This is a genomic window from Streptomyces sp. NPDC005402 (assembly GCF_040606575.1).
Classification (GTDB): Bacteria; Actinomycetota; Actinomycetes; order Streptomycetales; family Streptomycetaceae; genus Streptomyces.
In genome coordinates this window covers 121,844-144,124 of record NZ_JBEXFB010000012.1, presented here as the reverse complement: position 1 = coordinate 144,124, position 22,281 = coordinate 121,844, and the positions used below count along the sequence as shown (strand labels likewise).

The window sequence follows — 22,281 nt, the reverse complement described above, 5'->3', positions numbered from 1 at the left end:
CACGATGTGCAGGCATGACGAAGACATGGGCGGTGCTCCGTGACCGCAATGCCAGGCTCTACCTCACCGGAGTTCTCGTCTCGGGCTTCGGCACCTCGGCCCTGTGGCTGGTGTCCGGCGTCTGGGTCAAGGACCTCACCGGCTCGGACGGCCTGGCGGCGCTGTGCATGCTGGCGATGTGGGCACCCACCCTGGCGGGCCCGCTGCTCGGCACGATCGCCGACCGGGTCCGACGCAAGCCGCTGCTGATCGGCGGCAACCTGCTGTCGGCGGCCCTGTTGCCGATCCTGCTCATCGACCGGGCCCCGGTCGTCCTCGCGGTCCTTCTCGCCTACGGCGCGGCAGGCGTCGTCCACGACGTGGTGGAGTCGGCCCTCGTCGCCGGCGCCGTTCCCCCGTCCCTGCTCGGCGACTTCAACGGGCTGCGGATGGCGATCACCGAGGGCATGAAACTGGTGGCACCCCTGGCGGGAGCGGGCCTCTACACCCTCTACGGCGGCCCGGCCGTGGCGCTCCTGGACGCGGTCACGTTCGTGCTCGCCGCGCTCCTGTACGCCGGGCTCCGGGTCCACGAGAGCCGACCGGCCCCCCTCACGCAGGCGACAGCCCACGGCACCGGGGGCGAGCCGCCGGGTCCGACGGCGACCACGGCGGAGGCACCCGATCACCGCCCCACCTCCACCACCACGCGCAAGCCACCCGCCACCACCGGGCGCGGGCTGTTCCGGCGGGCCGCTACGGCGTCGAGAACCCCCGCCGCCACACCGGCCACCGAGACCGGGCCGCAGCCGTCCGGACGAAGGACGACCGCGCCGAAGCCGGCCGGTCACGGCCCCACCTCCACCACCACGCGCAGGCCACCCGCCACCACCGGGCGCGGGCTGTTCCGGCGGGCCGCGACGGCGTCGAGGGCGCCCGGCAGCGCACCACCGCCGCCGGAAGAAGCTCTCTCCCGCGCGGACCACACCCCGACGCCGTCCAGGCGCACCCCCGCCGGAACCCGCCACCTATGGGCCCACCCCACACTGCGCCCCCTGATCCTGGCCGCCGGCACCACCATGCTCTGCGCGGGGCTCAACGGCGCCCTGCTCTACGCCGTGATCGACGGCCTCGGCCACTCCCCCACGTACGCCGGTGCGCTGTACGCCGTCCAGGGCGCCGGTTCCGTGGCGGTGGGGCTGCTCTCCGGGCCCGCCCTGCGTCGGCTGGGCGAGCGCCGGTTCGCCGCGTACGGCATCACCCTGACCGCGGTGGCCGCCGGGCTGCGGGCGGTCCCCTCGGACCCGCTCGCCCTCGTCTGCAGCGCGGCCATCGGCCTGGGCCTGCCCTGTGTGCTGATCGCCGCGCTCACCGCCGTCCAGCGCGAGACCCCGGACGCGCTGCTGGGCCGTACGGTCGCCACCGCCAACACCCTGGTGTACACCCCGAACGTGCTCGGTCTCGCGGCGGGCGCGGCCCTGGTCGAACTGGTAGACCAGCGGCCGCTGTCAGCCGTCCTGGGCGTGGCCTGGCTCGCCGTGGCCCTGCCGCTGTTTCAGAGGGCGGCGAGCCCCTCGCGGATCGCGGACAGGTCGCCGTCCGACGCCAACCCCGCGTGATACAGCCGGACTTCGCTCGCCCCGAGCTCCCGCGCGCGGGCCACGTCCGCCGCGAGGGTGCCCGGGCTGCCGCCCATCGCCGAGACGACGGGGAAGTTGGCGGCGATGACCGCGTCCGCTCGGGCCCGGGCGAAGGGCGTGAGCAGGTCCGGACCGCCCGCGCAGGGCACGACGACACCGTCCGCGACGGACAGGATGTGCTCGGGGTCGACGCCCGGGTTGGCACCGACGTGGTACGACACAGGGTCGGCGTGCAGCAGGATCTGGAAGCCTTCGGGAGCGGCCGCGCGGACCGCCCGCACCGCCGTCTCCTGGAGCGTACGGGCGGTTTCGTCGCGCCACGCGCGCGTGGCCGCCGCCGACTCGGAGCCGAGCAGCTTCTCGACCCCGTCCCAGCCCCCGTCGTCCGGCGCGCCCTGCCACAGCGGCTCCAGCGCGACCCGTACGGCGGCGGCGAGCGCGTCGGCGTCCAGCCCCTGCTCGCCGTACCCCTCGCGGCACGTTCCGCAGAAGCAGAGCGCCATGAGGTACATCCCGGCGTCGCCGAGGGGCACCCCGCCGGTCTTGTCGTGGGCGTGCAGGTGCTGGAGGCCGTACCAGCCGAGGGACTCCAGTTCGGTGCCGGCCGCGCCCGGACGCAGTGCCGCCTCGACGGCGAGGTCGACGAGGTACGCGCGCGTGGCGGGCTGTGCGATGCACGGGGCCCACGGGTAGCGGTCGCCGTAGGCGTTGACGACGGAGGTGCTCGGGTGCTCGGCGCCCAGGCGGGAGTTGTGGGCGAGGACGACCCAGGTGTGCACGTCGAGGCCCGCCCCGGACAGCTGCGCGGCCGCCTCGCCGAAGGCGTCGCCGGGGGCCCAGTCGCCGGCCGGGTACGGACGCAGTTCCCGCCCTGCCCAGCGGGAGTCCGTCGGGTACAGCACGGCCGCGTGCTCCGCGGTGACGATGCGGTGGCGCGGGTGGCGGGGGGTCAACGCGCGCGTGGAGTGGTAGGCGGAGGCGAGGGTCGCCTGCTGTACGCCGAGCCCGGCGATGCGGGCCGCTGCCTCCGGGTCCCCGTTGACGTCCCAGGGGTAGACGAACGTCGACGCCTTCACTGTGCCTCCTCCAGCAGCGCGTACCCGCGCTCGATGATCTCCGCGAGCTGCTTCACATGATCCTCGCCCGGCTCGTGCAGCGGCGGGCGGACCTCCCCCACGTCGTGCCCGCGCATCCGGACACCGGCCTTGACGAGGGAGACGGCGTAGCCGCGGCCACGCGCGCGCAGTTCGACGAAGGGACGGTAGAAGCCGTCGAGCAGACGGTCGGCGGTGGCCCGGTCGCCCTCGACGAGCGCGCGGTGGAAGGCGAGGGCGATCTCGGGGGCGAAGCAGAAGACCGCGGACGAGTACAGGGGGACGCCGATGGCCTGGTAGGCGAGCTGGGTCTGCTCGGCGGTCGGCAGTCCGTTGAAGTAGAGGAAGTCGCCGGGGACCTCGGTGCGTACGGCACTGACGATCCGCTGCATCAGATCGAGGTCGCCGAGGCCGTCCTTGAGGCCGATGATCCCCTCGGTGCGGGCCAGTTCGACGACGGCTTCGGGGGTGAAGACGGCGTTGTCGCGCTGGTAGACGATCACCGGGAGCGCGGTCGCGGCGGCCACCTCGCGGTAGTGCCGCAGCAGCCCCTCCTGCCCTGCGATCACGAGGTACGGCGGCATGGCGAGCAGTCCGTCGGCCCCGGCCGCCTCGGCGAGCCGCGCGTACCGTACGGCGAGCGCGGTGCCGTATCCGGCGCCCGCGACCACCGGCACGCGCCCCTCCGTCGCCTCGACGGCCGCCCGGACGCACGCCTCGAACTCCTCGGGCGTGAGCGCGTGGAACTCCCCGGTCCCGCAGCACGCGAACACGGCCGCGGCCCCCGCGTCCACGCCTTGGCGTATGTGCGCGCGATACACGGCGAGGTCGATGGATCCGTCCGGGCCGTAGGCGGTGACGGGGAAGAACAGCGGCCCACTGGGGATGCCGAGTCGGTGGGCGAGGTCGGCGGACGGCGTCACAGGCTCTCCCTAGAGTGGCATGCAGAATACTGATCAGAGTTTATGTTTATGAACACGCGTCGCGCCACCCTTGACGAAGACAAGACCCAATCCCTAACTTGTCCACGAATGTGAATACCGTACTCATGAGGCCGTTCAAGGAGACCCGAGAATGCCCGCTCCCCGTACCGTTCTGCTCACCGGTGCCGCCGGCGGGCTCGGCACCCTGATGCGGGATCTGCTCCCGGCCTACGGTTACGACCTGCGTCTGCTCGATCTGCGGCCCGTCGAGGGCGAGCCGGACGCGGTCGTCGCCGACCTCGCCGACAAGGACGCGGTGCGCGAGGCCGTGCGGGGCGTCGACGCGATCATCCATCTCGCGGGCATCTCCCTGGAAGCCCCCTTCGAGAAGATCCTCAAGGCGAACATCGAGGGCACCTACAACCTGTACGAGGCAGCGCACGCGGAGGGCGTCGGACGGATCGTCTTCGCCTCCTCCAACCACGCCGTCGGCTACACCCCGCGCCCACAGGGCAGCGACCCTCTGATCCCGATCGACACCCCGCGCCGCCCGGACACGTTCTACGGCCTGTCCAAGTCCTTCGGCGAGGACCTCGCCCAGTTCTACTGGGACAAGCACGGTCTGGAGACCGTCTCCGTGCGCATCGGCTCCTGCTTCCCCGAGCCCACGAGCGTGCGCATGCTCTCGCTGTGGATGAGCCCGGCCGACGGCGCCCGCCTCTTCCACGCGGCCCTGACCGCCGAGCAGGTCGGCCACACCGTGGTCTACGGCTCCTCTGCCAACACCCGCCTGTGGTGGGACCTCACCACCGCGCGGGCGCTCGGCTACGACCCGCAGGACGACTCCGAGCCCTACGCGGAGAAGCTGATCGCCGAGCAGGGCGAACTCCAGGAGGGCAACGAGGGCCACGCCTACCTGGGCGGCCAGTTCGTGACGGACCCGCCGATCTGGCCGTACTGAGACACCGGCGGACAGGCGGGCGGGCACCGAACGGGCCCGCCCGCATCCATATCCGGGCACGGACGGACTCCTGAGGGCGGGCGCGACAGCGCCGCCCTCAGGGGGGCGGGGAACTGCGCGACCAGCCACAACGAACCCGCAGCCGCCACCCGGCCGCACACCCCACCCCCGTGGGCGCGCTCCGCCCGAACGGGCACACGCGGTCACTATCACCCGAGCAACAGACCTGGTCACCACACCCCGCCCGCTGTACAACTTCCTGCAGACGGCCCGAACGGGCACCGAACGACAGGAAGGCGGGTGACCGAATGACCAGTACCGCGGAAGAACGCCAGCGGGAGATCGTACGGACCGCCCGCACCACCGGCTCCGTCGACGTCAACACCCTTGCCACCACACTCGGCGTGGCCAAGGAGACCGTGCGACGGGATCTGCGCGCCCTGGAGGACCACGGCCTGGTGCGCCGTACGCACGGCGGGGCCTACCCCGTGGAGAGCGCCGGGTTCGAGACCACACTCGCCTTCCGGGCCACCAGCCATGTGCCCGAGAAACGCCGGGTCGCGGCCGCCGCGGCCGAGTTGCTCGGGGACGCCGAAACGGTCTTCGTCGACGAGGGCTTCACCCCGCAGCTCATCGCCGAGGCCCTGCCCCGGGACCGGCCGCTGACCGTGGTCACCGCGTCCCTGCCGGTCGCCGGCGCCCTCGCCGAGGCCGAGAACACCTCCGTCCTGCTGCTCGGCGGCCGGGTCCGCCCCGGCACCCTGGCGACCGTCGACCACTGGACGACCAGGATGCTGGCCGGCTTCGTCCTCGACCTCGCCTACATCGGCGCCAACGGCATCTCCCGCGAACACGGCCTCACCACCCCCGACCCCGCGGTCAGCGAGGTCAAGGCGCAGGCGATCCGGGCCGCGCGCCGCACGGTGTTCGCGGGCGTGCACACCAAGTTCGGCGCGGTCAGCTTCTGCCGGTTCGCGGAGATCGGCGCGCTGGAGGCGATCGTGACGAGCACCCTGCTGCCCTCTTCCGAGGCCCACCGGTACTCACTGCTGGGGCCACAGGTCATCCGGGTCTGAACGTCCGACTGACGTGCTCAGCGGGCCTTTTATGTCATGAAGTGCCCTTTATGCACCGCTATATTCCTCTATGTCCAGGAGCGATCCATGCGAACCCAGAGCCGACGACGGCCACCGCGAGCCACGCTCGCCATGGCCGCCGCAGGGACGCTGCTCACCCCGCTGCTCTCCGGCTGCTGGGTCGGGGCGGGCGGGGCGGGGTCGGGCGGCGACGCCATCAACGTCCTGATGGTCAACAACCCCCAGATGACCGAGCTGCAGAAGCTGACCCGGGCCCACTTCACCAAGGAGACCGGGATCAAGGTCAACTTCACCGTCCTGCCCGAGAACGACGTCCGCGACAAGATCAGCCAGGACTTCGCCAACCAGGCCGGTCAGTACGACGTGGCGACCCTGTCGAACTACGAGATCCCGATCTACGCCCGCAACGGCTGGCTGCACGAGATGGACTCGTACGTGGCCAAGGACCAGTCGTACGACGAGAAGGACGTCCTGGCGCCCATGCGGCAGTCGCTGACCGGCGACGACGGCAAGCTCTACGGCCAGCCCTTCTACGGCGAGTCGTCCTTCCTGATGTACCGCAAGGACGTCTTCGAGCAGAAGGGCCTGACGATGCCGGCCCGTCCCACCTGGCAGCAGGTGGCCGACCTGGCGGCGAGGGCCGACGGGGCTCAGCCCGGCATGAAGGGCATCTGTCTGCGCGGTCTGCCGGGCTGGGGCGAGGTCATGGCCCCGCTCACCACGGTCGTGAACACCTTCGGCGGCACCTGGTTCGACAAGAGCTGGAAGGCCCGGCTCGACTCACCCGCCTTCGTGAAGGCGACGACGTTCTATGTCGACCTCGTGCGCGAGCACGGCGAGTCCGGCGCCGCCCAGTCCGGCTTCGCCGAGTGCCTCAACAACATGACCCAGGGCAAGGTCGCCATGTGGTACGACGCCACCTCCGCGGCCGGTTCCCTGGAGGCGAAGGGCTCCCCGGTCAAGGGCAAGGTGGGCTACGCCCCCGCCCCCGTCGAGGAGACGAATTCCTCCGGCTGGCTCTACACCTGGGCCTGGGGCATCCAGGACGCCTCCCGCAACCCCGACAAGGCCTGGCAATTCGTCTCCTGGGCCTCCGGCAAGGAGTACGAGCAGCTGGTCGGCGACGAGATCGGCTGGTCCAACGTCCCGGCCGGCAAGCGTGCCTCCACGTACACCAACCCTGAGTACGTCAAGGAGGCCGCCGCCTTCCAGGAGATGACCAAGGAGGCCATCGAGCAGGCCCGGCCGAACGACCCGGGGGTGCAGCCGCGCCCCGCGCCCGGCATCCAGTTCGTCGGCATCCCCGAGTTCACCGACCTCGGCACCAGGGTCTCCCAGGAGATCAGCGCGGCCATCGCCGGACGCCAGTCCGTCGAGTCGGCCCTGAAGAAGTCCCAGCAGATCGCCGAGAAGATCGCCGAGGAGTACGAGGGACGATGACCGCGACCACGACGGCCCCCCTGGCCACCACTTCCGTACGCACCGCGCGGCAGCCCTCGGGCCGGCTGCGCGCCTGGGCCACCCGCGGCCCGCTGCTCCCCGCCCTGATCTTCATGATCGTGGTCACCCAGCTGCCGTTCGTGGCCACGGTGGTGATCTCGTTCTTCGACTGGAACTCCCTCTATCCCAAGGCCCGTCACTTCACCGGCGTCGACAACTACCAGGAGGTCCTCACCGACGCGGACCTGCGCCACTCGGTGTGGACGACGGTCCTGCTGACGGTGACCGTGGTCCTGGTCAGCCTGGTTCTCGGACTGCTCCTGGCCCTGCTCCTCGACCGGCGCTTCAAGGGCCGGGGCGTGGTCCGCACCCTGCTGATCGCCCCCTTCCTGGTGGTCCCGGTGGCAGCCGCCCTGCTCTGGAAGCATGTGCTCTACAACCCCGAATACGGCCTGCTCAATGGGCTGTTGCACTATGTGGGCGGCCCACAGCCGGACTGGATCTCCCACACCCCGCTGCTCGCGGTCGAGGCCTCCCTGGTCTGGCAGTGGACCCCGTTCATGATGCTGATCCTGCTGGCCGGCCTGCAGAGCCGCGACCAGCAGCAGATGGAGGCCGCGCGGGTGGACGGCGCGAGCGACTGGCAGATCTTCCGCTATCTGACCCTCCCGCATCTGCGCCGCTATCTCGAACTCGGCGCCCTGCTGGGCTCGATCTACATCGTCCAGAACTTCGACGCGGTCTTCACGATCACCTCCGGCGGCCTCGGGACCGCCAACCTTCCCTACACCGTCTACCAGAGCTTCTACCAGGCCCACGAGAACGGCCTCGCCTCGGCCGCGGGCGTCCTGGTCGTCATCGGCTCGATCATCATCGCGACCTTCGCCCTGCGCGTGGTGTCGTCCCTGTTCCGTGAGGAGGTCGGCCGGGCATGAGCAGCACCATCGCCGTGAAACGCAAGGGACTTGGTCTGGGTCTGGTGGCCTGGCTGCTGGGGATCGTCTTCTTCCTGCCGATCGCCTGGATGGCCCTGACGTCCTTCCACTCGGAGACGGACGCGGCCACCAACCCGCCCTCCTTCGGCGCCGCCCTCACCCTGGACGGCTACCGCGAGTTCTTCGGCACGGGCGGCGGCGCGAGCCCCTGGCCGGCACTGATCAACTCGACGGTCGCCTCGCTGGCCTCGACCCTCTTCGTCCTGCTCCTGGCCCTCCCGGCGGCGTACGCGCTCTCCATCCGCCCGGTGAAGAAGTGGACGGACGTCCTGTTCTTCTTCCTGTCGACGAAGATGCTCCCCGTGGTGGCGGGCCTGCTGCCCATCTACCTGTTCGCGAAGAACACGGGCATGCTCGACAACATCTGGCTGCTGGTCATCCTCTACACGTCGATGAACCTGCCGATCGCCGTCTGGATGATGCAGTCCTTCCTCGCCGAGGTCCCGGTGGCGGTGATCGAGGCCGCGCGCGTGGACGGTGCCCGCCTTCCGACCATCCTCGCGCGCGTGGTGGCCCCCATAGCCCTGCCCGGCATCGCGGCAACAGCCCTGATCTGCTTCATCTTCAGCTGGAACGAACTGCTCTTCGCGCGGGTGCTCACCGGCGTGGTGGCCGAGACCGCCCCCGTCTTCCTGACCGGCTTCATCACCAGCCAGGGCCTGTTCCTGGCGAAGGTGTGCGCCGCGTCGCTCGTCATCTCCCTGCCGGTGCTCGCCGCGGGGTTCGCCGCCCAGGACAAACTGGTCCAGGGCCTGTCCCTTGGAGCCGTGAAATGAAGGCCGCCGTCATCGAGTCCGTGGGCCGTGCCGTCGTCGCCGAGGTCCCCGACCCGACGCCAGGGCCGCGCGAGGTCGTCGTCGAGGTCGCCGCGTGCGGCCTGTGCGGCACCGACCTGCACATCCTCCAGGGCGAGTTCGCCCCCGAGCTGCCGATCGTGCCGGGCCACGAGTTCGCGGGCGAGGTCGTCGGCGTCGGCACCCAGGTCACCGAGCTCGCGGTCGGCGACCGGGTGGCCGTGGACCCGTCCCTGTACTGCCACGAGTGCCGGTACTGCCGTACGGGCCACAACAACCTCTGCGAACGCTGGGCCGCGATCGGCGTGACCACGGCGGGTGGCGCGGCGCAGTTCGCCGCCGCGCCGGTGGCCAACTGCGTACGGCTGCCCGAACACGTCCGCACCCAGGACGCGGCGCTGGTGGAGCCGCTGTCCTGCGCGGTGCGGGGTTACGACGTCCTGCGGTCCCGGCTGGGCGCCCATGTGCTGATCTACGGCTCGGGGACCATGGGCCTGATGATGCTGGAGCTGGCCAAGCGGACCGGCGCGGCGAGCGTGGACGTGGTGGACGTGAACCCGGCCCGGCTGGAGACGGCCCGCAAGCTCGGCGTCTCGGCGTCCGCCGCGAACCCGGACGAGCTGGACCGCCCGCAGGGCTGGGACCTGGTGATCGACGCGACGGGCAACGCGGCGGCCATCCAGGACGGCCTGGACCGGGTGACCAAGGCCGGAACCTTCCTCCAGTTCGGCGTGGCCGACTACGCGACGCGGGTGACGATCGACCCGTACCGCATCTACAACCAGGAGATCACCATCACCGGTTCCATGGCGGTCCTGCACAGCTTCGAACGTGCGGCGGAGCTGTTCGCGACCGGTGTCCTGGATCCTGAGGTCTTCATCAGCGACCGGCTGCCACTGGACCGGTATCCGCAGGCGCTGGAGCAGTTCTCGGCGGGGGTGGGGCGGAAGATCGTGGTGGTGCCGTAGGGAACACGGCGTCAGTTTCACGCCACTGTCCATGAGTTGCCTTGCCGTTCCCTGTGAGGCGAGAGGACACTCGAACGATGGCCCGGGGCGTCCGGATGGGCGCCCCTCAGGGTGCCGACATCGGGGCGTCACAGGGGGAATATTGTCATGCCCACATCACGATCTTCAAGAGCGAGATCCTTACTCGGACGCACCGCCGTCGGCCTCGCCGGCGCTCTGGCCCTGTCCGTCACGGCACAGTTGGGAATCGGCGCGACAGGAGGCGGCGCCTGGGCCGCCGCCCACCAGCAGCTGAAGTCGGCGGACACCTCGTCCCTGGCGGCCGAGGGCGTCACGCCCAAGGCGCCACCCGGCCCGGGACCCGTCGTCCGGGATCTGCCCGCCTCCGCCGAGACCAACCACGGACTGCCCCAGGGCAAACGGCCCCCGGTCGTACCGCCGGCCACCCGGGCCGAGGGCCGGGCCCAGAAGCTGTCGAAGACCGAGTGGTCGAAGGTCCGCAAGCCGAAGCCGGTGGCCCCGCTCATCACGGAGAAGCGGGCCGCGGCCGCCGCGGCGGGAGCCCAGTCCCTCGTCCTGCGACCTGGCTTCACCATCGGTGACACCTCCCTGGTCCTCTACTTCGACGCGGCCTCCCCGGGTGTCTCCGACTGGGCCTCCTGGCACGCCACCGTGTACGACCCGGAGACCGGCACCGCGCAGGAGTCCGCGCCCCAGGCGAACACCGACCCGCCGGTGTGCGGTGCCCCGCGCACGTACTGCCGCAGCTTCGGCGCCGCCGAGGGCTGGACTCTGACCGACGGCCACGACTACTTCGTGACGCTCACCGTGACCCTCAACGACGGCACCCAGGTCACCTCCGACCCCAGCGCCAGGGCCAAGGCCAGGGCCACTGCGGATCCGCCCGCGCTCCCGGCCGACCAGACGGTGGGCTGCTCCTGCGGCAACGCGCTCACCCCGACCACCTTCGGCCAGGCGCTGCGCGGCCACAACGTCAACACCGGCACCGGAGCCTTCGTCCTGAGCTCGACCGACCTCAGGATGCCCGGGTTCGGGGTGCCCTTCCAGGACGTACGGCGCTACTCGTCCGCCAGCACCACCGCCGGGTCGCTCGGCGTCGGCTGGTCCTGGACCTACGACGTACGGGTCCTGCCGCCCGCCGGCGACGAGACCGCCGTGACCGTGCGGGCCGAGGACGGCGCCCGGGTGACCTACCGACGGGCCGCCGACGGCTCCTACGACCGGCCCCCGGCGGTGCGCTCCGACCTCAGTGCCGTCGAGGGCGGCGGCTGGAAGCTGGTCACGCCGAACGGCATCATCTACCGCTTCGACGCGACCGGCCGGCTGACCTCGGTGAAGAGCGCGCGCGACCTGGGCGTGACGCTCGCCTACGGCGCCTCCTCCTGGACGATCACCGACGCGGCGGGCCGAGTGGTCACCGTACGGCTCCAGTCGGACGGTCTGGTCAAGAGCATCGCCCTGCCCGACGGCAGGACGGTCGGCTACGCCTACGCGGGCGGCCGGCTCGGCTCGGTGACCGACGCCACCGGCGCGGTCTGGCGCTACACGTACGACGCCGACGGGCTGCTGGCCAAGGTGTACGACCCGAAGGGCCGCGTCCAGCTGACCAACGCCTACGGCGGCGGCCGGGTGGTCAGGCAGACCGACATCACCGGAGCGGTCACCTCGTTCTCCTGGGACCCGGGCAAGCACGAGTCCACCACGACCGACCCGGACGGCGTGAAGTACTTCGACGGCTACCGCGGCAACATCCTGATCTACAGCCAGAACGGCAACGGCGACACCGTCAACCAGCGCTACGACACCTCGGTCAACCCCGACCTGCTCGTCGACGCCAAGGGCAGCCAGTACGTCCAGGCCTACGACCGGTCGGGCAACGTCACCTCCGCCACCCAGCCGGAGCCCTTCAACGCCACGGCGACCAACACCTACGACGCGCACAACAACCTGACCTCGCACACCGACGCGCTCGGCAACAAGGCGGTCTTCGGATACACCGCCTTCGACGAGCTCGCGACCGTCACCGACCCGGGAGAGAACCGGACCGTCTTCACGGTCGACGACCGCGGCCTGGTCACCGCGCTGAAGGACCCGCGCGGCAAGGTGACGAGGATGGCGTACGACTCCGCCGGCAACCTCGTCGCGAGGACGAGCCCGCTCGACGAGAAGAGCACCTACGGCTACGACCGCACGGGCCGCCTCACCAGCTCCACCGATCCCCGCGGCAACCTGTCGGGCGCCGATGCCACCGCCTTCACCACGCGGTTCGTGTACGACAACCTCGACCGGCTCCGCAAGAGCTACGACCCGGGCAAGGAAGACCCCTGGACGACCGTCTACGACGAGCTCGGCCAGCTCACCGCGACCGGCAACCCGCTCGGTGACTCGACCACGTACGCCTACACGGAGGTCCTGGGCCGTACCGCCTCGATCACCGACCCGAACGAGCACACCACCAGGTACACGTACACCGCCGCCGGACGGCAGGCGTCCGTCACCGACGGCGCCGGCAACAAGACCACGTACACCTACAACAACCGCGGCAACCTGGCGACCGTGGTCTCCCCGCGGGGCAACGTGAGCGGCGCCAACAAGGCCCAGTTCACGTCCACGTACATCTACGACTTCAACGCGAACGTGGTCCGCGTCTCGCACCCGTATCCCGGTGGCGGTTTCGTCACCAATGACGCCCGCTTCGACGAACTCAACCGGCAGACCGCCGACATCGACGAACTCGGGAAGTCCACGACCACCAGCTACGACAACAACAGCAACGTGGTCTCCACGGTCGACCCGCTCGGCCAGTCCACCTCCATCAGCTACGACATCAACAACCGTCCCTCCGCCGTGACCGTCCCGGCAGGCGGCCAGGTCACCACCCAGTACGACGCGGCCGGCAACCCGGTCAAGCGGACCGCCGCCACCGGTGGGGTCACCACCTGGACGTACGACGACGACGGACGCCTCGCGAGCACCGTGGAGCCCCGGGGCAACGCCGACGGGGCGAGCCCGGCCGGCTACACGACCTCCTACGGCTACGACGCCGAGGGCAACCTGACCAAGGTCACCGACCCGCTCGGCGCGGCGACCGTGTTCCAGTACGACGGGGTCAACCGTGTCGTCGGCACCACGGACGCCGCGGGACACGCCATCCGCTACAAGTACGACGACGCCGACCGCCAGCGCTCCCTCAGCGGCCCGCAGGACGGAGCGGTCACCTCGTACGAGCGCGACGCGGCCGGCCACATCACCTCGCGCACCGACCCCAACGAGCATGTCAGCAGGTACACCTACGACGCCGTGGGCCGCCTCGACTCCGCGACCGACCCGCTGGGCCGTCGCACCGCCTACACCTACGACGCCGAGAACAACCTCACCCGGACCCTCACCCCGGGTTCCGGCGACGCCACCTCCCGCACGATCGCCAACAGTTACGACATCCTCGGCCGGCAGACCGGCCAGGACCTCGCGGGCGGCCAGACCATCTACGCCTACAACTACGACGCCAAGAACCGGCTCACCAGCCTCGCCGACCCCGGCGGCCTGAGCACCCGCTCCTACGACAACGCCGACCGGCTGACCGCCGTGAAGCGGGGCGAGGACACGTTCTCCTACGGCTACGACGCCAACGGCAACATCACCTCGCGCACCTGGCCGGACGGCACCGTGGTGGACGCCGACTACGACGCCTCCGACCGGATGACGGGGCTGGCCACCCACGGCGGCACCGCCGGAACCGGACGCGCCGCCTACAGCTTCGGCTACGACCCGGCGGGCCGGCTGACCCGCACCACCGGGCCCGAGTCCGGCGGCCTGGTCACCGACCGCGGCTACGACCGCGCGGGCCGGCTCTCCGACCTGAACAGCCACAACACGGCCGGGACCGTCGCCCGCTTCCGCATCGACCACGACGCCGTCGGCAACCCCACCTCGATCAGCACCACCCGGGGCGCCGCCGAGCAGACCGTCGCCTACACCTACGACGTGGCCAACCGGGTCACCGGTGCCTGCTACGCGGCGAGCACCTGTTCCGGCTCCCCGTCCGGCACGGTCGCCTACAGCTACGACAAGGTCGGCAACCGCCTCACCCAGAAACTCACCGGCTCGGCGGGCAGCGGCACGGTCCGCTACGACTACGACAAGGCGGACCAGCTCACCCGCGCCGAGGACTCCGCGGCCGACACGGTCACCAAGTACGGCTACGACGACCAGGGCAACCTGACCAGGGCCGGGGACAGTTCCTTCGACTACAACCTCGACCACAGCCTCGCGTCGGCCACCATCGACGGCATCACCACCAGCTACGGCTATGACGGAGGGGGCCTGCGCCGGACCGCCGTCACCGACACCGGCGCCGATGTCACCAGCCGCACCTTCACCTGGGACATCGCGGGCGACAACCCGCAACTCGCCCTCGAGCGCACCGCCCAGTCCAGTACCCCGGACACCGGCACCGCCCGCGGCTACCTCAACGGTCCGGGCGAGACCCCGCTGGCCCTGCTCACCGGAACGTCCGTCAACCCGTTCGCACCGGACTGGCTGGCCGGCGTGGCCGACGTGCTCTCTCCCGAGGGCGACGTCCTGGCCGCGTACGACTTCGACCCGTACGGCGTGCCGCGCAAGAACGGCACCGCGGCCTCGGCGGTCTCCGGCAGCAAGGTCGACAACCCGGTCAGGTTCGCCGGCGGCTACCAGGACGCCGGTCTCGGCGGCGACTACGCCACCCCGGCCCGCGTCTACGCACCGTCCACCGGCCGCTTCGGCGGCGTCGACCCGGTGTCCCCGGCGGTCACCAACCCGGCCGTCAGCTCCTACGCCTACGTCGACAACCGGCCCACGTCCTTCCGGGACCCGTCCGGCGCCCAGGGCGGCAACCCCGACCACGACGACGCCGTACGGCTGGCCGTCTCCGACCGGCTCAACCCGCTGTACGGGCCGCAGAACGTGTACGGGGACGTGGTGCCCGGACAACTGACCCTGCCCGGCCACGTGGGCACGGGGTCCGGCGGCCGGATCTGTGTGCCGACCTTCCAGCCGCAGCCCGGTGACCCCGCGACCAGCTGCCCCGACATCATCGTCATCAACGGCGCGCTGACCTATCTCTACGAGGTCAAGCCCGCCTCCGACCAGCTCTCCAGCATCAAGCCCGCCCTGCCCGTCCGGGGAGTGGCGAACGCCGCCCAGGTACAGCGCTACATCAACTCCCTCGCCAATGCCGGATTCAGCAACGTCCAGGCCGGACCGCCCATCGTCCCGGCCACCAGGTCCTACGCGGACGGCAGCACGCTGACGATCTTCTCCGGCAACAGCTGGGCCTCGCTGGCCCCCAAGGGCAAGCGCCCGGCCGCCAACAGCGACGGCATCATCTACTACCTCAAGAAGAACCCGCCCAAGAAACCCACCAACCCGCCGACCGCGCCCAAACCCGACCAGCGCGCCCAGAAGCAGGACGAGGAGCCCAAGGACCAGCCGGCCGACCAGCCGATCCTGGGGGACACGGCGAAACAGGTGCTCGCCGTCGTCGCCGCGGTGGCGGTGGTCGCCCTGGTGGTGGTCGCGGTCGTCGTCCTGGCCCCGGCCGAGATCGCGGCGGGGGTGGTCGGCGGGCTCGTGGCCCTGGGCGCCTGGGCCTTCGGCTAGGGTTCGGCGCGACCCGCGCAACACCGGCACGACACGTCCAACGGGCGGGAGGCAGCAGCCGTGAACGACGAACTCCGTACCGCGGATCCCTGGTACGACCAGCGGCCGGAGATGAAGCAGCGCGAGTTCGACGCCGTGCACTTCTTCGTCAACCAACCCGGCTGCCCTCCCGCCCCCAGGCCCCGGCTGGGCGTCTATCTCGACTCCGGCCTGAGCCAGCGGGCACTCGCCCGCGAACTGCCACGGCTCATAGACGACATGCTCGCGGTGCTCGGCCGTACCACGGCCCTTCCCATGCGGCCGCACCAGGCCGGGTACGCCCTGGCGGGCCGGGCACCCGTCGACCGCTGGTGGGACGCCGAAACACCCGGCACCCTGGCGGCGGCCCTGGAGACCGGACAGGTCGAAGCCCTGTCCGTCTCCGTCGACGGCCCCGACGACGAGGAGTTCTGGTACCTGTCGCTGGCGGCGCTCCCGGACCGTCCGGACGCCGCCCTCGACCTCTCCCTCGTCCCCAGCCCCGACCTGTGGCCGTCCGAGGCCACCGACGCGGTCGCCGAAGCCCTGCTCGACCTGGTCGTCTCCTGGACGGAGCCGCTGTCCCTGCTGACCGCGGCCGTGACCTACGACCAGAGTGACCCCCAGCGCTCCCCCTGGGACCGCTGGTACGGGACGGACCACCGCACCACCGCACCTGTGGCCCACAACCACGTCCGCGGCTACTTCTGGGCCAATCTGCTGACCGCGGGACACCTCGCCCGGCTCGGTGGCCTCACCGCGCTCGCCGACCACGCGGTCCGGGAAGGCCTCAGCGTGCGGCGGGTGAGCGGGAACGCAGCCGTACTCCGCGGCTCCGGCCCGGTCGGCGAGTTCGACGACCGCGGGCTCGCCGCCACCAGGACCGTCCTCGGGCCGGTGCTCATCGACCACCCCTACATCTGCTACCAGGGCTATCCGCTGCGCATCCTGCCCGACCCGGGCACGGCCTTCCGGCGCGTACCGCCGGGCAGCCCCATGCCCCGATGGATCCCCTGAGCCCGACAACCACGCCCCTCGACAACCGCCGACCCGAACGGCCGCGGGTAAGGGAACGGCAAAGAGACCTCGCTCGTTCACCGGGCATGACAGCTATGACCCCCGGCTCGAACATCCCCCTGTCCGCCGCCCGCGTGACGGTGGACGTCGCCGCGCCCGTGCGGCTCGACGTATCGGGCCTGCTGCTCACCGCCGACGGCAAGGTGCGCTCCGACGACGACTTCATCTTCTACAACCAGCCCTCCGGCCCGGGGGTGACGTACCGCTCGGGCGGCGGTACGGCCCCCGACGCGATCACCGTCGACACGGCGGCCGTGCCGCCCGGCATCGAGAAGATCGTCGTCACCGCGAGCCCGGACGCCGCGGGCCAGACCTTCCAGGGCATCGAACCGACGGCCACGATCCGCAACGCGGACGACAACAGCGAGCTGGCCACCTTCACTCCGCCGCAGCTCGGCGCCGAGACGGCGCTGGTGATCGTGGAGATCTATCTGCGCAACGGCGCCTGGAAGGCCCGGGCGGTGGGGCAGGGGTACGCCAACGGGCTGGCCGGCATCGCGACGGACTTCGGCGTGACGGTGGAGGAACCGGCGGCCACGCCCGCCCCGACCCCCGTGGCTCCGCCGGTCGCGCCCACCGTGCAGACCCCGGTGGCTCCGCCCGCCCCGGCCATGGACCCCCGGATCGCCGCGCCGCCGGCGCCCGCCGCTCCCCCGGCGCCGCCCGCTCCCGCTCCCGGTGCCGGGAAGATCAACCTCGACAAGGGCCGGGTCAGCCTCCAGAAGAACCAGACCGTGTCCCTGGTCAAGGGCGGTCAGCCCCTTCTCTCCCAGGTCAAGATGGGTCTCGGCTGGGAGCCGGCGTACCGCGGCAAGGACATCGACCTCGACGCGTCGGTCATCGCCTACGGCCCGCAGCGCAACCACATCGACAGCTGCTACTTCGGCAAGCTGTCCATCGTCGGCGGCGCGATCAAGCACTCCGGCGACAACCTCACGGGCGAGGGCGGCGGTGACGACGAGGTGATCGTCGTGGACCTCGGCCGGCTCCCCCAGGAGGTCACCGGTCTCGTCTTCACGGTCAACTCCTTCTCCGGGCAGAAGTTCACCGAGGTCGCCAAGGCGTACTGCCGTCTCATCGACGCCGCGAGCGGCGAGGAGCTGGTCCGCTTCGACCTCACCAACGCGGAGGCGCAGACGGGCGTGATGATGGCCAAGCTGATCAAGCAGTTCTCCGGCGAATGGGAGATGACGGCGATCGGCGACTTCGTGAAGTCCCGCACCGTGAGGGGGATGGTGAAGCCGGCGGCCCAGGCGCTCTAGGCAGTTGTTCGGCTGCGGGCCGGTGGGTGCAGTCAACGCCTGCCTGGCTGTACCCACCTGGGGGCGCGGGGAACTGCGCGACCAGCCCCCACCGACCCGCAGCCGCAAGACGACACGGCGGGGCACATCCTTGCGTGCCCCTACCCCTGCAGCCCCTCCGTCAGCAGCGTCAGATACCGCCGGATCGACTCCCCGCCCCCGTCGGCCAACTCCGCCGCCCCCGCCACCCCATGGGCCAGCCGGAGCAACTCGAGCGGCTCGACGTCCCCGCGCAGCGAACCTTCCTCCCGCGCCGCCGACACCAGCCGCTCCGCCGCCCCCCGCACATGCGTGCCGCAGGCCGTCAGCACGGTGTTGCCGCCGTCCGTGACAGCGGACCCCAGCAGCGCCTTCATGCCCCGCACCTGGATCGTCCCGACGCACAGCTCGTACAGCCACTCCGCCAGCGCCTCACCCGGCGCCAGCTCCTCCGCGAGCTCGTCGGCACGCCGGGCGAACCCCTCGAGGCGGTCCACGTAGGCCGCCTCCAGCAAGGCCTGCCGGGTCGGAAAGTGCCGGTAGAGGGTCCCGGAGCCCACCCCCGCCCGCTTGGCGATGTCGTCGAGCGACGCACCCTCCCCATGCTCGGCGAACGCCTCCGCGGCCACCCTCAGCAGCCGCTCGTAGTTGCGCCGGGCGTCCGCGCGCATGGGCCTGACCTGCGTCATCCAGATACTCCTTGCGAACCGGAGAGCCGCTCCGCATGGTATCGAACGGGTCAGAACAACGCGCTGTACCCGTTGAGCGCCGGCTGTCCGCCGAGGTGGGCGTAGAGCACGGTGGAGTCGGCGCCGATCTCCCCGCGCCGGACCAGGTCGATCATCCCGGCCATGGACTTGCCCTCGTAGACGGGGTCGGTGACCATCCCCTCGGTGCGGGCGGCGAGGCGCATCGCCTCCAGTGTGGTCTCGTCGGGGATGCCGTAGACGCCGGCGTGGTAGCGCTCGTCCAGCTCCACGTCCTCCTCGGTCAACTCCTTCTGTACGCCGATGAGTTGACCGGTGTTGTGGGCGATCCGCGCGATCTGTTCCCGGGTGGTGACGGGCTTGGCGGAGGCGTCGATGCCCAGGACGCGCCGGGGCCGGCCACCCGCCTCCTGAAGCGCCCGGAACCCGGCGATCATGCCGGCCTGGGTGGACCCGGTCACCGAGCAGACCACGATCGTGTCGAAGAAGACGCCCAACTCGCGCTCCTGGTCGGCCACTTCGTAGGCCCACGCGGCAAAGCCGAGACCGCCGAGCGGGTGGTCGGAGGCGCCTGCGGGAATGGCGTACGGCTTGCCGCCGCCCTCCTCGACGTCCCTGAGCGCCTGCTCCCAGCTCTCCTTGAACCCGATCCCGAACCCGGCCTTCACCAGGCGCACGTCCGCCCCGGCGAGCCGGCTGATCAGGATGTTGCCGACCTTGTCGTAGACGGCGTCCGGCCAGTCCACCCAACTCTCCTGCACGAGCACGCACTTGAGCCCGGCGCGGGCGGCGCAGGCGGCGACCTGACGGGTGTGGTTGGACTGGACGCCGCCGATCGAGACGAGGGTGTCGCAGCCCTTGGCGAGCGCGTCGGCGACCAGGTACTCCAGCTTGCGGGTCTTGTTGCCGCCGTAAGCGATCCCGGAGTTGCAGTCCTCGCGCTTGGCCCACAGCGCGGCCCCGCCGAGGTGCGCGGTGAGGCGCTCCAGGCGGTGGACGGGGGACGGTCCGAAGAGGAGCGGGTAGCGGTCGTAGGACGCTAGGGGCATGGGGACCTCCCGGGTGGGTCGGTGGGGGCTCAGTCGCTGTCGGCGAGTTCGGCCAGGCCCCGCCAGATCTCCGCGGTGACCCGGACCGCCTCGTCCACGTCACCGGCCGCGCAGGCCGCGATCAGCCGGTCGTGCAGGCCTGCCGAACGGCAGTTGCCGCCCTCGCCGAAGCGCCTGCGCTCCAGTCGGCGGATGAGGGGGGTGTAGCGGGCGGTGGTGGCGGCGGCCGCGCGGTTTCCGCTGACGCGGACGAGGACGTCGTGGAGCGCGTCGTCGGCGTGCAGGGCCTCGTCCACGTCACCGGCGGTGACGGCGGCCGCGAACCGTTCGTTGGCCGCGCGCATCATCTCGATGTCGGCGGCGAACAGCCGGGGGACGGCGACCCGCGTGACCAGTTCGTGCATGGCCCCGACCACGGCGGCGGCGTCCCGCACGTCGGCGGCGACGACCTGGGTCACCCGCGTGTAGCTCTGCGGCTTGCTCTCCAGCAGGCCCTCGTCGACCAGCCGCGTGAAGGCCTCCCGCACCGGCGCCCGCGACAGCCCGAGCCGCTCGGCGAGCTCGGCGTCCCGCACGACCGCCCCGGGCTCGATCTCCCCGGCCACGATGGCGTCCCGGATGGACGCGTAGGCGCGATCGCGGAGAAGGGTGCGGCCGAGTGGCCGTATGGCTTTCATGAACTGAAATGTTAGATGTCAGCGCTGGGCACGGGCAAGGGTGTGGCCCGCACCCCCGTGAGTGCGGGCCACGCTCGGGGCTCAGGCAGCCCAGGGCCAGTCGGCGTCCTGGGCCGCCTCGAGCAGCGGAACCATCCGGAAGGCCGCGTCCGTAAGGCCTCCGAAGGTGTGGCGGTTGCCGATGCCGGAGGGGCCGTGGCCCGCCCGGTAACCGGCGAGGTTCCAGGTGTAGACCGGCACGTCGGCCGGGACCTGCTCGGTCGGGCCGCCGTGGCGGTTGTACGTGTGCTGCTCGTCGGTGACGATCAGCACCCGGTCCTGTCCCCGGTAGTGCGCACGGACCGCCGAGGTGGTGTCGGTGCCGCCCAGGTCGCCGAAGCGGCCGAGGATCTTCAGCACCGACTCGCCCCTGCCGAACGACAGGCGCCGGTTCGTGGTGCCGAACTCGACGAGATCCGCGTCCGCCGCCCGCAGCGCGAGCGCCGTACCGAAGATCGCCGCCGCGTCCGCCCGGTTGAGCTGCGAACGGTCGGACAGCCGCGCCCACATCGAGCCCGAGCGGTCGACGAGCACCAGGGTCCGGCCGGGCAGCGCGGGCACGTTGGCCAGCGAGTGGCCGAGCGCCTGCTCCAGCGGGTGGGCCCAGCGCAGCGAAGGTGCGTGCTGGTACGCGGCGAGGTACCGGAAGGGGAACTGTCGCGACCGGGCCACCTCCGCCGGGTCGCTGATCCGGGCCGCCACCTGGGCCGCGACCTCGTCGGAGACTCCGGCCTCGTCGAAGTTCCGCAGGTTGCGGAGCAGCGCCATCGCACCCATGGACGGGATCACGGCCTCCCAGGCCGCCCTGTCCATCGGCCCCTGCAGCCAGCCCGCCAGCGCCTCCCATGTCATCCCCGCCGCCGCCAGCCGCTCGGCTCCGCCCTCGGACGTGACGACGGCACGCCGCTGCCCGACCGGCAGCGCCATCAGCTCGCGGTGCGCGCTCAGGATCCGGCTCGACGCGGGCGGCACGGCCGTGTCCGGGTGGTGCCGCCGGTCGAGGGCGTACTGGAACAGCTCGCCCTGCCACGGCTTGTCCGGGTCCGGTGCCGCGTGCACGAGGTTGAGGATGTCGCCGAAGCGGTAACCCTTGGACGCGGTGTCGTACTTCAGCAGCGACTTGCCGCTGTACAGCCGCTGTACCGCGTCGGCGATCCCGCGCTTGACGGGCTTCGGGACGCTACGGCCGTACTGCGCCGTCCAGTACCCGAGGAACTCGCCGGGCTCATCGGGACGCTGGAGTACGGAGGCCACGACCTGCCGGTTCGAGGGGCCGTCGGTGACGCCCGCGTCGAGACGCGCCTTCACGTACTCGGCGGCGCCCACGAGCGAGGCGGTGCGCAGGTTGCCCTCGCCGCGCAGCCAGCCGAGCAGGCCGGCGGTCCAGGCCGGGTCGGTGACGGCGAGCTGCCGTACGAGCGCGGCGAACCGGTCGTCGCGGTCCGCACCGGACTCGTAAAAGGTCTGCTGGGACACGAAATTGGCGACCGCGAGCAGAAAGAGCTCGGAGCGCGCGTCGCGCTCGCGGCCCCGGCCGCCCTCGTAGGTGCGGAGCACCCGGCCGGTCGACGTGACCCGCGAGATGGGCTGGGAGCGCGCGACCTTCTTGTTGAATCGTGCCATGGTGAATTCCCCCGAATTCCTGGATGTTCGGAGGAGGCACAGCAAAAGGTGGGTGCCTGAGATCAGGAGTCGGCGACGGACTTATTCCGGTGCTCTACCCAATTGAGCTACACCGACCCGAAGTCGATGACGGGAGTCGAACCCGCAACCGCCAGATCCAATGAAGTAACCGTTGCCTGCGCACCAGGCACCCACCATGAGCTGCGCCTCCCGAGATCAAGTCGGCGGCGGCGTGGGATTCTTTGAGAGAGAAGTAGCC

At 71.2% G+C, this 22,281-nt stretch carries 16 protein-coding genes; 10 read left to right on the top strand and 6 right to left on the bottom strand.

All coding sequences use genetic code 11. The annotated features are described in order from the left end of the window. The first annotated feature begins 14 nt into the window (after positions 1-14). Positions 15-1,598: an MFS transporter gene (locus ABZT02_RS24045; RefSeq protein WP_356020432.1), complete on the top strand. Its 1,584-nt coding sequence runs from the start codon at positions 15-17 to the stop codon at positions 1,596-1,598. Here the strand turns inward: ABZT02_RS24045 and ABZT02_RS24040 are convergent. Next, positions 1,535-2,695: a hypothetical protein gene (locus tag ABZT02_RS24040; RefSeq protein WP_356020430.1), complete on the bottom strand. Its 1,161-nt coding sequence runs from the start codon at positions 2,693-2,695 to the stop codon at positions 1,535-1,537. The two genes, ABZT02_RS24045 and ABZT02_RS24040, sit on opposite strands and share 64 nt — an antisense overlap. Further along, positions 2,692-3,636, bottom strand: coding sequence for a 5-dehydro-4-deoxyglucarate dehydratase (locus ABZT02_RS24035; protein ID WP_356020428.1), 945 nt, complete (start codon positions 3,634-3,636; stop codon positions 2,692-2,694). Before ABZT02_RS24035 ends, ABZT02_RS24040 begins: the two co-directional genes overlap by 4 nt. A gap of 151 nt (positions 3,637-3,787) precedes the next feature. Between ABZT02_RS24035 and ABZT02_RS24030 the strand changes: the two genes are divergently transcribed. The 9 genes from ABZT02_RS24030 (at position 3,788) to ABZT02_RS23990 (ending at position 17,909) form a co-directional block, all read left to right on the top strand. After that, positions 3,788-4,597: an NAD(P)-dependent oxidoreductase gene (locus ABZT02_RS24030; RefSeq protein WP_356020426.1), complete on the top strand. Its 810-nt coding sequence runs from the start codon at positions 3,788-3,790 to the stop codon at positions 4,595-4,597. 308 nt (positions 4,598-4,905) lie between these two features. Continuing rightward, the gene (locus ABZT02_RS24025) at positions 4,906-5,673 is read left to right on the top strand and encodes a DeoR/GlpR family DNA-binding transcription regulator (RefSeq protein WP_356020423.1); all 768 of its coding nucleotides are present in this window, start codon (positions 4,906-4,908) and stop codon (positions 5,671-5,673) included. An 87-nt stretch (positions 5,674-5,760) separates the two neighbouring features. Next, entirely contained in the window at positions 5,761-7,134 is a 1,374-nt protein-coding gene (locus ABZT02_RS24020; RefSeq protein ID WP_356020421.1) for a sugar ABC transporter substrate-binding protein, read from the top strand. Further along, a complete protein-coding gene (locus ABZT02_RS24015) occupies positions 7,131-8,069 on the top strand; it encodes a sugar ABC transporter permease (RefSeq protein ID WP_356020419.1) in 939 nt (312 codons plus the stop codon). The genes ABZT02_RS24020 and ABZT02_RS24015 overlap by 4 nt, the downstream gene beginning before the upstream one ends. Further along, positions 8,066-8,905: a carbohydrate ABC transporter permease gene (locus tag ABZT02_RS24010; protein ID WP_352390520.1), complete on the top strand. Its 840-nt coding sequence runs from the start codon at positions 8,066-8,068 to the stop codon at positions 8,903-8,905. The genes ABZT02_RS24015 and ABZT02_RS24010 overlap by 4 nt, the downstream gene beginning before the upstream one ends. Beyond that, on the top strand, positions 8,902-9,891 hold the full coding sequence (locus ABZT02_RS24005) for a zinc-dependent alcohol dehydrogenase family protein (RefSeq protein WP_356020416.1): 990 nt from the start codon (positions 8,902-8,904) through the stop codon (positions 9,889-9,891). The genes ABZT02_RS24010 and ABZT02_RS24005 overlap by 4 nt, the downstream gene beginning before the upstream one ends. 147 nt (positions 9,892-10,038) lie before the next feature. Beyond that, positions 10,039-15,552, top strand: a complete 5,514-nt coding sequence (locus tag ABZT02_RS24000; protein WP_356020413.1) for a DUF6531 domain-containing protein — start codon at positions 10,039-10,041, stop codon at positions 15,550-15,552. Between the two features lie 60 nt (positions 15,553-15,612). After that, positions 15,613-16,587, top strand: coding sequence for a hypothetical protein (locus ABZT02_RS23995; RefSeq protein ID WP_356020411.1), 975 nt, complete (start codon positions 15,613-15,615; stop codon positions 16,585-16,587). 95 nt (positions 16,588-16,682) lie between these two features. Continuing rightward, positions 16,683-17,909, top strand: coding sequence for a TerD family protein (locus ABZT02_RS23990; protein ID WP_356020730.1), 1,227 nt, complete (start codon positions 16,683-16,685; stop codon positions 17,907-17,909). Between the two features lie 140 nt (positions 17,910-18,049). On the opposite strand, the gene ABZT02_RS23985 is transcribed toward ABZT02_RS23990, so the two are convergent. The 4 genes from ABZT02_RS23985 to ABZT02_RS23970 form a co-directional block, all read right to left on the bottom strand. Then, on the bottom strand, positions 18,050-18,616 hold the full coding sequence (locus tag ABZT02_RS23985; RefSeq protein ID WP_356020409.1) for a helix-turn-helix domain-containing protein: 567 nt from the start codon (positions 18,614-18,616) through the stop codon (positions 18,050-18,052). A 50-nt stretch (positions 18,617-18,666) separates the two neighbouring features. After that, entirely contained in the window at positions 18,667-19,683 is a 1,017-nt protein-coding gene (locus tag ABZT02_RS23980) for a 1-aminocyclopropane-1-carboxylate deaminase (protein WP_356020406.1), read from the bottom strand. 29 nt (positions 19,684-19,712) lie between these two features. Then, the gene (locus tag ABZT02_RS23975) at positions 19,713-20,360 is read right to left on the bottom strand and encodes a GntR family transcriptional regulator (protein WP_356020404.1); all 648 of its coding nucleotides are present in this window, start codon (positions 20,358-20,360) and stop codon (positions 19,713-19,715) included. A gap of 81 nt (positions 20,361-20,441) precedes the next feature. Next, the gene (locus ABZT02_RS23970; RefSeq protein WP_356020402.1) at positions 20,442-22,022 is read right to left on the bottom strand and encodes a TROVE domain-containing protein; all 1,581 of its coding nucleotides are present in this window, start codon (positions 22,020-22,022) and stop codon (positions 20,442-20,444) included. Positions 22,023-22,281 lie beyond the last annotated feature (259 nt).

Excerpts from the sequence above, each read along its gene's own strand:
- ABZT02_RS23990 (WP_356020730.1), top strand. The coding sequence starts at position 16,683 with ATGACCCCCGGCTCGAACATCCCCCTGTCCGCCGCCCGCGTGACGGTG.
- ABZT02_RS23970 (WP_356020402.1), bottom strand. The coding sequence starts at position 22,022 with ATGGCACGATTCAACAAGAAGGTCGCGCGCTCCCAGCCCATCTCGCGG.
- ABZT02_RS24015 (WP_356020419.1), top strand. The coding sequence starts at position 7,131 with ATGACCGCGACCACGACGGCCCCCCTGGCCACCACTTCCGTACGCACC.
- ABZT02_RS24025 (WP_356020423.1), top strand. The coding sequence starts at position 4,906 with ATGACCAGTACCGCGGAAGAACGCCAGCGGGAGATCGTACGGACCGCC.
- ABZT02_RS24045 (WP_356020432.1), top strand. The coding sequence starts at position 15 with ATGACGAAGACATGGGCGGTGCTCCGTGACCGCAATGCCAGGCTCTAC.
- ABZT02_RS24020 (WP_356020421.1), top strand. The coding sequence starts at position 5,761 with ATGCGAACCCAGAGCCGACGACGGCCACCGCGAGCCACGCTCGCCATG.
- ABZT02_RS24005 (WP_356020416.1), top strand. The coding sequence starts at position 8,902 with ATGAAGGCCGCCGTCATCGAGTCCGTGGGCCGTGCCGTCGTCGCCGAG.
- ABZT02_RS24010 (WP_352390520.1), top strand. The coding sequence starts at position 8,066 with ATGAGCAGCACCATCGCCGTGAAACGCAAGGGACTTGGTCTGGGTCTG.
- ABZT02_RS23975 (WP_356020404.1), bottom strand. The coding sequence starts at position 20,360 with ATGAAAGCCATACGGCCACTCGGCCGCACCCTTCTCCGCGATCGCGCC.
- ABZT02_RS23980 (WP_356020406.1), bottom strand. The coding sequence starts at position 19,683 with ATGCCCCTAGCGTCCTACGACCGCTACCCGCTCCTCTTCGGACCGTCC.
- ABZT02_RS24030 (WP_356020426.1), top strand. The coding sequence starts at position 3,788 with ATGCCCGCTCCCCGTACCGTTCTGCTCACCGGTGCCGCCGGCGGGCTC.
- ABZT02_RS24000 (WP_356020413.1), top strand. The coding sequence starts at position 10,039 with ATGCCCACATCACGATCTTCAAGAGCGAGATCCTTACTCGGACGCACC.
- ABZT02_RS23985 (WP_356020409.1), bottom strand. The coding sequence starts at position 18,616 with ATGACGCAGGTCAGGCCCATGCGCGCGGACGCCCGGCGCAACTACGAG.